We start from the raw sequence: 12,609 nt of genomic DNA on the forward strand, positions 1-12,609 counted from the left end.
AAAAACTTAAGCTCTTCTTCAAGGCAAAATTTAAAAAACAAGCATAATTTCAAAGATTTACCAACTTCCGCTAGCGCCGCCTCCACCAAAAGAACCACCGCCGCCGCTAAATCCGCCGCCCCCACTCCAACCCGAACTACCACCCCAGCTTCTGCTTCCACTTGACCATCCGCTTGATCCTGATCCGGTACGATAAATCCCTCCGGGTGACATCGGTCCAGAATTACGAGCAATTAAAAAGATTACAATTAAAAAAATGATTACAAACATAATTGGAAATTCATCACCTGATCCGTTATTAGAATCATCAGCATGATATTCTCCGCCAATAGCCTTAATAATAGCATCAATTCCATTTGAAATGCCGAGATAGAAATTTCCGCTTTTAAATTCTGGAGTGATTTCATTTCTTATAATTGAACTTGCTATCGCATCCGGAATAGCTCCTTCAAGTCCATATCCAACTTCAATCCGCAATTTTTTATCATCTTTGGCAATTAAAAGCAAAACCCCATTATTATTTTTTTCTGTTCCAATTTTGTTGTTTGTTGCAGTTTCTTCCGAAAGCATTTCTATCGGATAGCCCTCAAGTGAAGAGATAACTAAGACAACTATTTGAGTAGAAGTAGTGTCCTGATAAGCTCTTAATCTATTGTTAAGATCATTCAGTTCAGTTTCACTTAGAGTACCGGTAAAGTCATTAGCCCACATTTTAAGTTTCGGTATCTCAGGCTGGGCAAAAACAAAAACAGTACAAAAAGCAAACAGAAAAATGAAGTATTTCATTTTAGAATTCTACTTTGGGTGGTGTGTCAGCACCTTGAATCGCTTTAAAGTACTGTTTCTCACCAAAGCCAAAAATCCCTGCTAACATAGATGCAGGAAACCTTTTAATTGTAGTATTGTACTGCTGAACTACTTCATTAAATTTCTTACGCTCAACAGAAATTCTATTTTCAGTTCCTTCTAATTGTGCCTGAAGCTGTAAAAAGTTTTCATTTGCTTTAAGTTGAGGATAATTTTCAACTGTAACCAATAATCTTGATAAAGCTCCGCTCAATTCGCCCTGCAAAGATTGAAATTTTGCAAAAGCCTGCGGATCATTTAATACTTCCGGAGTTATATTAAACTGGCTAACTTTTGCGCGGGCTTCAGTAACCTGGGTCAATACTTCTTTTTCAAAATCAGCATAACCCTTTACTGTGTTCACGAGATTTGGGATCAAGTCTGCCCTTCTTTGATATTGGTTTTCTACCTGCGACCACTGCTGCATAACAGCTTGATCTTGTGAAACCATATTGTTATAGGTACTCATTCCCCAAAAGAACAGCATTGCGAGTGCTAAAAGAATTACTCCTCCAATTGCACAGCCGATCATCATCCCTTTATTTTTCATTGGACCTCCTTCTTTCAATTTATTTGGAGTTAACAATATAGATTATGTTAATTTGTAGTTAAAAAATAATACTTAATTTAATACAAATGTACAGTTAAAAACATTATTTTTATCAGGGTTTGCTGCCATAAAAATCAAATTGTAAGCGTTCAAGTGCATTATTAATAATTGTAAGATTCTTCTCTTTTGCGAATTTTTCAGCATTTTCTATATTACCAGTGTAAAACCGAAGCCACAAAAAATTTCCTGTGATAATTCCATCAAATATTCTGTCTTCAACAAAAGAGTTGATTGTCAGATAACCAAACAGAACATTCCATCCAAGAGAAATTAGACCATTTAAATATTCTCCGGTGTAAAACTGACCAAATCCGGGAATAACGTATGAGCTATATTTTGCAAAGCTTTCATTGTAAGAATCATTAACTACTGATCTACAAATAACAGCTAAAGCAGAATCCAGATTTTCTTCTGAAAATATTTCTGCAGCTCTTTCCCATTCGTTTGAAAAAATATAATTCCACCCTAACCAATATTTTATTTCTTTCGTTTTGTTAAAGTATTTTGGGCTGGCGAGCAGTGAGTTTAGTATTTTTTCAGATTGTTGTGTGGTTCTGCGTAAAGTATTTGTTCTTGCAGATAGTATTTTTGCATTAAATAATTGTTCGTCATTTTTTGAATTAATCTCAGAGAGTATAAAATATTTTAATGCTTCATTATACTTAGCACCGGCTTTATATGATAATCCTATTAACATATTAGCATCAAATTCATAAAGCTTTTGTTCATCAAAAAACAAGAGTCTTTTGGATTCAGTTATCGCATCAAAATATTTTTCCTGTTCAAATAAACTTCTTGCATAATTATATTGTTCTTCCAAAGAATTCTGTGCCAGACACGGGCAGACTAATAACATCACAACTAATATTATTTTCTTAATTGCAAAAATCATATTCGGGAATAAAAAACTTTTCTTCTTCAATAAAAGAATAAATATCATTTATAAAATCAAAATTAATTTTCGCATTGAATATCTGTGCTGAAGCTACTGAGCCATATATATTGCCTGCATAAAATCCTGCACCAGCTAAAGTAAAAATCCATGCGCGGATTGGATGATTATTGTTAAAATTCGTGTAAGCCAAATATGAAAATAATCCAGTAAGTAAAAATGAAGTGATTCCATCGCTGTAGTTTTCTGTATAAATTTTTCCCAAACCAGGGATTAACGTTGAATAAACTCCAGCCAGAATTTCACTTTTATAAGCAGGTTTTGTTTTACGTAAATAAAAGTTTTGAACAATAGATTTTTCCTGAACATCAAAAGGTTCTAAAAATATTTTTTCAGCAGGCATTAATTCATTGTTTAGTAAATATGAAAGATTAACAATTTTTTTCACACTGTTTGAAAAATTGGATTTTAAATAGAATAATTCATTTGCTTTTGAATTTAGTTCAGAAAATAATTTCAGTTTAAATAATGATTTCAACTCTTCAATCCTGCTTAATTGATAAAACCGTGAAGTTTCTGGTAGTTTGTTGAAATATCTTATTGCATTAGTCTGATCATCAATAGCAGAAAAAGCTATAGCAATTTTAAACCGGACAGTGTCTTCATCAGAAAATTTCAAATACTTTTCATATTCATCAATAGCTCTTAAATAATCATGATCACAAAACAGATAATCGGCAAAAAGCTTGATGTTTTCTGGCGAATTAAAATTTATATTCTGAGACAGGGCAGTTATTGAAATGATTATCTGGATTAAAAGAACTTTCATCTGGTTTCTTTAACCTGTGTTCCGGCGGGAATTATCTTAATAAGCTCTTTATCAAGGGTGTACAAATCAACCGGATCATAAAAATGATGCCTGCCATAAAACGGATAATGCTCTGCTCTTTCAAAAATGTTTGTATCTCTTGAAAACCGATCAAAGAACATCAATGTACCCTGAAAAATATTTGTTTGTTTAACTGCTGCAAAAAGAAAAGCAGAACAAGTTGGATAAAAAGGACAATTATCCCCATCAACATCTGAAATGAAAAATCTATATGCGTTGATTACAGGCTTCAAAACAAGATCACTAAAAGAGTTAATTGAAAAATCAAATTGTTTTGCGTTTGTTTCGGCTGATATTTTATAATCCGGGTCAGATTTTTCCCATCTAACCCAATCGGTTTGAGAATGTGCAGTAACAAAAAGCAGCAATACCAGAAGTAATAGTTTATTTTTATTTATTATCAAGCAAGGCTCTTGCAATTACAACCTTTTGAATTTCAGAAGTTCCCTCATAAATTTCAGTTATCTTTGCATCCCGCAAATATCTTTCAACCAAATATTCGCGAACATATCCATAACCGCCGTGTATCTGAATTGCATCAAGTGCATTTTGTACAGCTACCTTTGATGCATAAAGTTTAGCCATTGCAGCTTCTTTATAATAAGGTTTGCCGGCATCCTTTGCTGCGGCTGCTTTTAATGTAAGCAGTTTGGCAGCATCAACTCGAACTGCCATATCAGAGAGCATAAACTGAATAGCCTGAAAATTTGAGATTGTCTGCCCAAATGCTTTTCTTTCTTTAGAATATTTTACTGCTGCATCAAGCGATGCTTCTGCAATACCGACAGCTTGTGATGCGATTCCGATTCTGCCGCCATTTAATGTATTCATCGCAAAGTTAAAACCTTTTCCTTCTTCCCAAACCACATTTTCAGCTGGTACTTTACAATTCTGGAATGTTAATGAACAAGTATCAGAGCTTCTTATACCGAGTTTATCTTCTTTTACTCCATGTTCAAAACCGGGTGTTCCTTTTTCAACAACAAGTGTAGAGATACCTTTATGACCTAATTCTTTATTTGTAGTTGCCATAACTAAAACATAATCAGCAGTAGTGCCGTTTGTTATCCAGTTTTTAATCCCATTTAATACAAAATAATTACCTTCTCTGTCGGCAGTTGTTTTTTGTTTTGTTGCATCACTGCCTGCCTCAGGTTCTGATAAAGCAAAAGCTCCAAGCTTTTCACCTTTGGCTAATGGAATCAGATATTTCTCTTTAACATAGTCTGACCCATATTTCTCCAAGCCATAGCATACCAATGAATTATTAACAGACATAATCACACCAACGCTTGCATCAACTTTAGAAATTTCTATCATTGCCAGAACATAACTGATAGTATCAAGACCCGCCCCGCCAAATTCAGGTGGTACCATCATACCCATAAAACCAAGTTCACCCATTTTTTTTACTATCTCATACGGAAACTCAGCAGTTTTATCTCTATGAACTGAAGAGGATGCAATTTCATTTAATGCAAAATCTTTTGCAGATTCCTGGATCATAAGATGTTCTTCAGTAAGATTGAAATTCATGGCAAATCCTTTTTTAATTTTAATAAAACATTTAATTTTAAATTGCTTGTTAATAGTATTTATTTTATCCAAAAATAAACTAATAATTCAAATGTATCAATCTCGGGGAAAAACTGGTTGGTATTTTTGTCAAGAAAAACAATGAAGATCAGGTTATGACGGAAGAATTAAAAACAGAGGGTCCGGTAAGGAAAACCTTACTGAAAGGACTAACTCCAAAAGAATTAAAAGATTTTTTTGTAGCAGCTGGTGAAAAAAAATTTAGAGGAGAGCAGTTATTTGAGTGGATATATGGGCATATGGCGCAAAGTTTTGACGAAATGACCACACTACCAACTTACCTTAGAAAAAAACTAAATAATTACTGCGAGTTAAACTCTCTAACTTTGGTTTCAACACAAACATCAAACCGAAGCGGAACAAGAAAATATTTGTTTAAAACTTTTGATGAACATCTGATTGAATCAGTAATAATTCCGGAACCAAAAAGAATTACTCTTTGTATATCTACACAGGCAGGATGCCCGCTCGACTGCCAGTTTTGTGCAACCGGACTGATGGGTTACAAACGCAATCTTAGTTCGGCAGAAATAATAGACCAGTTTTTGATGGCATCAAAAGAATTCGGCAAAAATAAGATTTCAAATATTGTTTATATGGGAATGGGAGAGCCGCTGCTCAATTATTCAAATACCTTAAAGTCACTTCAGATTTTTGCTGAAGAAAAAACAAGAGATATCAGTTTAAAAAGAATTACTGTTTCAACAGCAGGTATTGCCCCTAAAATTATTGAACTTGCTGACAGCGGATTGAAGGCTAAGCTTGCATTTTCTTTACATTCTATGTTTGAAGAAACCAGAAGTAAAATAATGCCGATAAATAAAAAATATTCTTTGTCCGAAAACCTTGAAGCAATAAAATATTATACAAAACAAACAGATAGCCGTATTACATTTGAATATGTAATGCTTAAGGATTTGAATGACAGATCAGATGATCTAAATGCTTTGATAAAATTATGCAATTCAATTCCTTGTAAAATTAATGTTATTCCTTTTAATTCAATCGCACACATGAATCCAACAGGTTTTGCAAAAGAACTTGAACCTTCACAAAAGTTTGTAATTGATGAGTTTGTAAAAACTTTGCGTGATAATAATATAACCGTAACAATTCGTTATACACAGGGAGATGATATTGCAGCTGCCTGTGGACAGTTAGCTAATAAAACAATTAGTGAATCTCTTTCTAAAGAAAAGACTAATTAGTATGCGAAAATTATCGCACGATGAGATATCACAAAACAGAAGCACTCTCGAAAACATTGAACTTGTAAAAAAACTTCCTGTAATTGTTCTTCTCAACTCTATCAGAAGCTCATATAATGTCGGCTCAATATTCCGCACTTCTGATGGCGCTATGATTGAAAAAATAATTCTCTGCGGATACACTCCGCATCCGCCTTTTGATAATTCTAATGAAGGCAATAAAGATGTTCTTAAAACTGCACTTGGTTCAACTAAAAGTGTTAAGTGGGAGTATATTAAAAATCCTATTGACGCAATAAAAAATCTTCGTGAAAATGGAATGAAGATATGTGCTTTGGAACTTACCGAAAACAGTAAACCTTATTATCATACTGAACAATACAACTTTCCTATGTGTCTGGTTGTGGGGAATGAAATTTCAGGTGTATCTCAAGAAGTTTTGAATCTTTGTGATTACTCAATCGAAATTCCTCAGTACGGGATAAAACAATCACTTAATGTTGCAGTTGCCTACGGAATAGCAATCTTTGAATTAAGAAAAATATTTGATGGTAAGGTGTAAGGATTGATCTTTTATCGATCAAATAAAATCAATTTGTAAGAAATATAGTTCAAGATCTAAATGAGGGAAAGTGAAGTGAAATATTTGAAGCTAATATTTATATAATTATTTTTGTTTCCAAAAAGAAGTATATGTATCTAAAAGGGAATGGATGAATTATGATTATTAATGACGTCCTGAACAAGTTATTTTCAACTTGGTCTAATATTGCAGTAATGAGGGCATTAAGAAATTATGTTATGGGAGTCTCTGGAAATGAAGCTGCCCGTTTAGCAGGGTTGACCCCAAAAAATTGTTTAATTACTTTAAGTTTATTGAAAAACTCGGTGTTGTTATTCGCATAAGAGATCGAAGTGAACATTTATTCTTACTCAATTGTGATCATTTTTTGTTAATGAAGTAATCATGCCTATTCTTACTTCAGAAAAGAAGTTTGTCGAATGCATATCAGCAGAAATAACAAAAGCCCTAAAGAAATATTCAATAAGTGTTTTTCTATTTGGGAGTGTTGCTCGGAAACAAGAGACGATTAAAAGCGATATGGATATTTGTATTATTTATAAAATGGCATCTTCTAAAAAAATTTTTGAGGAAATTATTCCAACTTTGAGTATAAAATTATATAAAAAGTTTGGCGTGTCTTTAGCACCTTTTTATATATCAAAATCAGATTTTGTCAAGAGAGCAAAAAGTAATAAGCCTCCAATCGCAGATGTGATTACTGGAGGTAAATATTTATGTGGAGAACAGATTAAGAAATTATTAAATGGTTAGAAAAACAATAAGTAAAACTATCGACAAATCTCTGACAAAAAACTATAAGATTGTGGCAGATAATTTTTATAATGGAGCAGAAGTGGCAATAGAATATGAATAATGGAACGCTTCAGGCGTATCGATTATTTATTCTTCAATTGCTTATTCTGATGCTATAAGCATTAGATATGGCGGAGCTAAATGCCCAGGAGAAGATCATAATCAAACTGTAACTCTACTTAATGAGTAGTAACAAATACTTATGAAAACAAATAAGCAATAGTACAGTTAGAAAAAATAATTGCACATAAAAACATAGGTTCATACAGTGGTGAAACATATGATGAAAAAAATATTGAGGTTCTATGGAAAAATATCGTGAGATTTAAATTGTGGACTGAAGGTCTAATAGAATAGTAAGAGAGATCTGTTATTCAAATTACTGCATTTATTTCTTTCTTATATGAATCAGATTTCTAAAACAATATTATATTTTCTTGTATAAAAAAGTTTTGTTTGTGAAAAACGACAATGATACAAAACCAAATCCCATTGAGCTTGAAGAGTTAAGAACTAAGCTGTTTGAAAATATTTTAAGTGCCACCTCGCACTTTAGAAAAGTAGAATTATACACAGCGTATTTTAATTCTATACTTAATCTTCAATCTGAAAGAATTTGCGAAGCCTTTCTAAAAGAATTTATTGAAGAATTTTTATCTTCTGTAAAAAAGTTTGAAGTCTGCGGTACAGATCCGGCATATACAGAACATTTGGTTTTAATATTAACTTCTCTTGAAAATTTTAATTGTTTTTCACCGGAACTTTCAACTATTGTATTTGAAAAGAATAGAATAAATACCCAATTAAGTTTACTTAATAACGTTCTTAAAGGTGAAGAAAATCCAACACCAAATGAACATAAAGCTTACTTTCCATTAATTGATAAGGAATCATCAACTGAATTTTACGGAATACTTGATTCTGTAACCATTAGAATTAATAAAAGTACAGATGCCGATAAGTTAATAATTGTACCAAGCGAAACTGATCTTGAAAAAAGAATTGAAACTCAGGTTAATACTTCCTGGAAACTTGCTCTTGATTTATCTAAAAAATATTTAAAGAAATTATATAAGCATCACGAAGTCATAATCAGTTTTGATAAAAGATTGGGTTTTTATGAAGGCAACTCGCTTGGTATTGCATTAACAGTTTCTTTTCTTGAACAACTATTAAAATTTTATAATCCTGTTTATGTTATCAATATAAAAGAACAAACAGCTTTTACAGGCGGAGTTGATAACAAAGGTAAAATCCTTACAACCGGTGAAGAAATAATTAAACAAAAAGTTAAGGTTTTATTCTATTCAGAAATTAAAAACTTTGTAATTCCTAAATGCGAAGAAACTTATGCTTATTTTGCTTTAACACAACTTCAAAAAGATTATCCCAAAAGAAAATTAAAAATAATTTCTGTTGAAGCTTTTACAGATGTAATAAACAGGCGTGATCTTGTTGATATAAATAAACAGAAAGTAATAGTAAGAACAGGAAAGTTTGTTAAGAAGAATTGGGCTGCAGTTTCTGCAATACTTATTCTTTCAGCAATTATTTCTTTTTTTGTAATAAGAGACATTGATACTAATCCATCATTTTTTTCATCTGATGGAAGAAAAATTTATATAAAAAATAAAAGCGGTAAAATACTTTGGGATAAAAATATTGGTGTCCCGGAACATTTACTTAGGCAAGAAAATCATTTAAAATCATTAACAATGATTGTAGATATAAATTCCGATGGAGTTAACGAAGTAATAACTGCCAGAGAAATATCTAAAGACATAAGTGATCCTTACATTAAATGTTATGATTATGCCGGTAATTTAATTTGGAAATATTCTTTTAAGGATGAGGTCGTCTCTGAGCTGGAAGAATTGAATACAGAATATAGTAGTTTATTGTGCGATACATTTACAGTTAATGGTGAAAAAAGCTTATTCCTGATATCAAACAATTTAAATTCTTTTTCTTCTGCTATTTCACGAATCAGTCTCTTAGATGGCAGGAGACAGCCGGGAACGTTCTGGGCTTCGGGACATATAATGGGTGCATTTATTAAAGATATTGATTCTGATAGTAAACCGGAAATTGTGGGATTCGGTTACGACAATGGATTTGAAGATATTGTCTTTTTTGTTTATGAAATTGATAGTCTGACGAAAGTAAGACCGACAACAGAGAAATATCTCATCAGAAATTATCCCGTTGCTGATATGAAATCCTACATCAGGTTTCCGAAAACAGACTATGAAATATATCATCAAGTTAGAACACCAAGTCCGTGGAATGGCGGCTTTTCAGATGAAGAAGAAAGTCACAAGTACGCTTTCACATTTGCAAACGTTAAAAATAATTCCGAGCCAACAATTGGTTTCCGAATTGATTACAATTTTAAAGACATTGATATTGTAATCATAAGTAGTTATAGGGTGCAAAGAGATACACTTGTTGCTCACGGAGTATTAAAACCGCCTTACACAGATACAAAAGAGTACTGCAATCTGATAAAAAGCAAACTACTGTTTTATAAAAATGAGAAATGGGTGAAGAGGGAAGAGTTGGAATAAAAAAAAGAGAATAGCCAAACCTCCGAGGTTTAAAAAACATCGGAGGTTTACTAAGAATATTAATTGTTATTTTAAAAGCAGCATCTTCTTTGTTTCTATAAAACCTCCAGCTTTTAATTGGTAGAAGTAAATTCCGCTTGAAAGATAGCTTGCATCAAAGTCGATCGTATAATTGCCGGTCGATTGATCTTGATTAACTAAGGTAACAACCTCTCTTCCTAGAAAATCAAATACACTTATCTGTACTTTTGTGAGTTGTGGGACTGCATATTTTATTTTGGTTATTGGGTTAAATGGGTTAGGATAATTCTGAGATAATGAATAATTCTTGATAGTTAAATCACCGATTTCATTTGCGATTGTAGTAATTTGTATTCCATCAATAGATTTAAGGTAAAAACCTTGACTTTGTCTACTATCTTTTGATGCTATAATCCATTTTGCATTCTGAATGACAGTAGTAGGCGTAAATGTACCAGAAAAGTTGTTTCCTTGCACAGTTAAAGTTCCATCATTATTAAACGTTAGTGTAAAATTTATCATTTCTCCACTTACATAAGTTCCTATAGTATCTTTAAATGTCATATTTTGATTACCATTATCTTCAAAGTAATTAACAATGCCATTTCTAAAAACTATACCGTAGTTGTTGCCTTCGTAATTAGCCCAGCCATCTCCTATCCCAAAAAATGCAGCATCATAGTTAACACCACCCGAACTATTTATAATTTGTGCCTCAATATCAATTGATGTTCCTAGTGAAATTTGATAAATAGATCGGATTTCTCCCCAAGAATAATCATCAATGCTAAATGTAGCTAGATCTTCAAAACTAGGAAACCAAGAGCCCATATTCACATTTCCACTCCACCAATTACCTTCCCAATCTGCTGTAGTTATAATTTGTATTCCATCAATAGATTTAAGGTAAAAACCTTGACTTTGTCTACTATCTTTTGATGCTATAATCCATTTTGCATTCTGAATGACAGTAGTAGGCGTAAATGTACCAGAAAAGTTGTTTCCTTGCACAGTTAAAGTTCCATCATTATTAAACGTTAGTGTAAAATTTATCATTTCTCCACTTACATAAGTTCCTATAGTATCTTTAAATGTCATATTTTGATTACCATTATCTTCAAAGTAATTAACAATGCCATTTCTAAAAACTATACCGTAGTTGTTGCCTTCGTAATTAGCCCAGCCATCTCCTATCCCAAAAAATGCAGCATCATAGTTAACACCACCCGAACTATTTATAATTTGTGCCTCAATATCAATTGATGTTCCTAGTGAAATTTGATAAATAGATCGGATTTCTCCCCAAGAATAATCATCAATGCTAAATGTAGCTAGATCTTCAAAACTAGGAAACCAAGAGCCCATATTCACATTTCCACTCCACCAATTACCTTCCCAATCTGCTACAAGTTTATTATTGAAACTTGGTTGTGAATAAATAATTGAGATAAAAATAAACAAAAGTAAGAATAATTTTTTCATTATATCACCTTTTTAATTTTGAGTAAATCCTATTAACTACTAAGAATAAATAATTGAAAAAAGTTTAGGCTCGGAAAACAAATAAAAAATTTTTTAAGTTTCTTTTAGAAATATTTAAAAATCTTCAAATCGTGCATTTATTTTCATCCTTCAGTACACTCAGCCAATTGACAGATTGATAAAAAAGTCTGATAGGCTGGCTTATTTGCCCATTCCTGTAATAATTGAGAATTTTTATTAGAAAAAGAGGGGAAAATGATGTGGTTACGGTTATTAAAAAGAAAACCGGAAAAGAAAAAATTAAAGAGCTTTTAACTGCAATTGGTGGAAAAGAAAAACTGTTGATAACTTCCAGGTATTCGGGAAAACTAAAGCTAAAAAAGAGTCCGCTTGTAATTCAAAAGAAGCTTAGAAATGAGAGGAACTGATTTAATTAAATATTATAAGATTAACTTTTCTAACCAAAAAATTCTTCTACCGATACCTCAATTTCTCTTATGATGGCTCTCACGGTTCCTTTCCTGATATTTTTACCTCTATAATGTGGTACAGGAACAGCTTTACCATCTGAGTTTCTCACCCACAATTCGTGTGAACCTTTCCCCGAACGGTAATAAACAAATCCAAATTTCTTCAGGCGAGTGGTTAATTCTTTGTAGTTTAATTCGCGGAGTTTAGCCAATTTCAGATTCCAACGGGCATACTAAATGCGAGACGAGAATTTTTTGTCAGTGAAATTTCATTGAAACCAAGATTTTCATTTCTGCTTTTACGGTATTCAAAAATCATTTTTGCAACATCTATACAGTTAAAAATGGCTTCTTCAATTGTATCGCCTTCGGCAAATGCACCCTGAATACCGGGAACCTTTGCTAAGTATCCGTCTTCGCTTTTTTCAACTTCTACCGATACGAGAATCGTATTATCTTTCATTTAAATCATCCGATATTTTTTGCAAATATAATGAATTTTTTAGGTGATGACACACACTTTTATTCAATATTTGTATTGGATTCTTTAAATTTCTTTTGCATTTGCAAAGAAAAATAATCATTCTGATGCAACAATTAGTTTCCGGATTGATTACAATTTTAAAGACGTTGATATTGTAATCATAAGT

Annotated in this window: 15 protein-coding genes; 6 read left to right on the top strand and 9 right to left on the bottom strand. The window is 32.3% G+C overall.

The genetic code is table 11. The annotated features are described in order from the left end of the window. Window positions 1–57 precede the first annotated feature (57 nt). The 6 genes from ROY99_14570 to ROY99_14595 form a co-directional block, all read right to left on the bottom strand. Complete coding sequence (locus ROY99_14570) at window positions 58–786, bottom strand: TPM domain-containing protein (GenBank protein MDT3697605.1); 729 nt, start codon at window positions 784–786, stop codon at window positions 58–60. A gap of 1 nt (window position 787) precedes the next feature. After that, on the bottom strand, window positions 788–1,396 hold the full coding sequence (locus tag ROY99_14575; protein ID MDT3697606.1) for a LemA family protein: 609 nt from the start codon (window positions 1,394–1,396) through the stop codon (window positions 788–790). Between the two features lie 112 nt (window positions 1,397–1,508). After that, the gene (locus ROY99_14580) at window positions 1,509–2,348 is read right to left on the bottom strand and encodes a hypothetical protein (protein ID MDT3697607.1); all 840 of its coding nucleotides are present in this window, start codon (window positions 2,346–2,348) and stop codon (window positions 1,509–1,511) included. Beyond that, on the bottom strand, window positions 2,332–3,177 hold the full coding sequence (locus ROY99_14585) for a hypothetical protein (protein MDT3697608.1): 846 nt from the start codon (window positions 3,175–3,177) through the stop codon (window positions 2,332–2,334). The genes ROY99_14580 and ROY99_14585 overlap by 17 nt, the downstream gene beginning before the upstream one ends. Then, window positions 3,174–3,641 (bottom strand): membrane protein insertion efficiency factor YidD, encoded by a 468-nt coding sequence (gene yidD, locus ROY99_14590; protein ID MDT3697609.1) that lies wholly within the window; start codon window positions 3,639–3,641, stop codon window positions 3,174–3,176. The genes ROY99_14585 and yidD overlap by 4 nt, the downstream gene beginning before the upstream one ends. Beyond that, window positions 3,628–4,773, bottom strand: coding sequence for an acyl-CoA dehydrogenase (locus tag ROY99_14595; GenBank protein MDT3697610.1), 1,146 nt, complete (start codon window positions 4,771–4,773; stop codon window positions 3,628–3,630). Before ROY99_14595 ends, yidD begins: the two co-directional genes overlap by 14 nt. A 155-nt stretch (window positions 4,774–4,928) precedes the next feature. Between ROY99_14595 and rlmN the strand changes: the two genes are divergently transcribed. The 5 genes from rlmN (at window position 4,929) to ROY99_14620 (ending at window position 9,986) form a co-directional block, all read left to right on the top strand. Continuing rightward, window positions 4,929–6,041 carry a 23S rRNA (adenine(2503)-C(2))-methyltransferase RlmN gene (rlmN, locus tag ROY99_14600; GenBank protein ID MDT3697611.1) on the top strand — a complete coding sequence of 371 codons (1,113 nt, stop codon included), beginning with the start codon at window positions 4,929–4,931 and terminating at the stop codon, window positions 6,039–6,041. A gap of 1 nt (window position 6,042) precedes the next feature. After that, window positions 6,043–6,603, top strand: a complete 561-nt coding sequence (locus tag ROY99_14605) for an RNA methyltransferase (GenBank protein MDT3697612.1) — start codon at window positions 6,043–6,045, stop codon at window positions 6,601–6,603. A gap of 158 nt (window positions 6,604–6,761) precedes the next feature. Then, window positions 6,762–6,947 (top strand): hypothetical protein, encoded by a 186-nt coding sequence (locus tag ROY99_14610; protein ID MDT3697613.1) that lies wholly within the window; start codon window positions 6,762–6,764, stop codon window positions 6,945–6,947. 61 nt (window positions 6,948–7,008) lie between these two features. Beyond that, entirely contained in the window at window positions 7,009–7,377 is a 369-nt protein-coding gene (locus ROY99_14615) for a nucleotidyltransferase domain-containing protein (protein ID MDT3697614.1), read from the top strand. 500 nt (window positions 7,378–7,877) lie between these two features. Beyond that, the gene (locus tag ROY99_14620; protein ID MDT3697615.1) at window positions 7,878–9,986 is read left to right on the top strand and encodes a hypothetical protein; all 2,109 of its coding nucleotides are present in this window, start codon (window positions 7,878–7,880) and stop codon (window positions 9,984–9,986) included. Between the two features lie 66 nt (window positions 9,987–10,052). Here ROY99_14620 and ROY99_14625 read toward each other — a convergent pair whose 3' ends face one another. Continuing rightward, window positions 10,053–11,489: a T9SS type A sorting domain-containing protein gene (locus ROY99_14625; protein MDT3697616.1), complete on the bottom strand. Its 1,437-nt coding sequence runs from the start codon at window positions 11,487–11,489 to the stop codon at window positions 10,053–10,055. 224 nt (window positions 11,490–11,713) lie between these two features. On the opposite strand from ROY99_14625, the gene ROY99_14630 reads away from it, so the two are divergent. Next, a complete protein-coding gene (locus ROY99_14630; protein MDT3697617.1) occupies window positions 11,714–11,917 on the top strand; it encodes a hypothetical protein in 204 nt (67 codons plus the stop codon). 29 nt (window positions 11,918–11,946) lie between these two features. On the opposite strand, the gene ROY99_14635 is transcribed toward ROY99_14630, so the two are convergent. Next, window positions 11,947–12,171, bottom strand: coding sequence for a type II toxin-antitoxin system HicA family toxin (locus ROY99_14635; protein MDT3697618.1), 225 nt, complete (start codon window positions 12,169–12,171; stop codon window positions 11,947–11,949). Window positions 12,172–12,173: 2 nt separating this feature from the next. Further along, on the bottom strand, window positions 12,174–12,422 hold the full coding sequence (locus ROY99_14640; protein ID MDT3697619.1) for a hypothetical protein: 249 nt from the start codon (window positions 12,420–12,422) through the stop codon (window positions 12,174–12,176). Window positions 12,423–12,609 lie beyond the last annotated feature (187 nt).

It is taken from the genome of Ignavibacterium sp., assembly GCA_032027145.1.
Taxonomy (GTDB): domain Bacteria; phylum Bacteroidota; class Ignavibacteria; order Ignavibacteriales; family Ignavibacteriaceae; genus IGN3.

Excerpts from the sequence above, each read along its gene's own strand:
- ROY99_14570 (MDT3697605.1), bottom strand. The coding sequence starts at position 786 with ATGAAATACTTCATTTTTCTGTTTGCTTTTTGTACTGTTTTTGTTTTT.
- ROY99_14575 (MDT3697606.1), bottom strand. The coding sequence starts at position 1,396 with ATGAAAAATAAAGGGATGATGATCGGCTGTGCAATTGGAGGAGTAATT.
- ROY99_14580 (MDT3697607.1), bottom strand. The coding sequence starts at position 2,348 with ATGATTTTTGCAATTAAGAAAATAATATTAGTTGTGATGTTATTAGTC.
- ROY99_14585 (MDT3697608.1), bottom strand. The coding sequence starts at position 3,177 with ATGAAAGTTCTTTTAATCCAGATAATCATTTCAATAACTGCCCTGTCT.
- ROY99_14595 (MDT3697610.1), bottom strand. The coding sequence starts at position 4,773 with ATGAATTTCAATCTTACTGAAGAACATCTTATGATCCAGGAATCTGCA.
- rlmN (MDT3697611.1), top strand. The coding sequence starts at position 4,929 with ATGACGGAAGAATTAAAAACAGAGGGTCCGGTAAGGAAAACCTTACTG.
- ROY99_14605 (MDT3697612.1), top strand. The coding sequence starts at position 6,043 with ATGCGAAAATTATCGCACGATGAGATATCACAAAACAGAAGCACTCTC.
- ROY99_14610 (MDT3697613.1), top strand. The coding sequence starts at position 6,762 with ATGATTATTAATGACGTCCTGAACAAGTTATTTTCAACTTGGTCTAAT.
- ROY99_14615 (MDT3697614.1), top strand. The coding sequence starts at position 7,009 with ATGCCTATTCTTACTTCAGAAAAGAAGTTTGTCGAATGCATATCAGCA.
- ROY99_14625 (MDT3697616.1), bottom strand. The coding sequence starts at position 11,489 with ATGAAAAAATTATTCTTACTTTTGTTTATTTTTATCTCAATTATTTAT.
- ROY99_14640 (MDT3697619.1), bottom strand. The coding sequence starts at position 12,422 with ATGAAAGATAATACGATTCTCGTATCGGTAGAAGTTGAAAAAAGCGAA.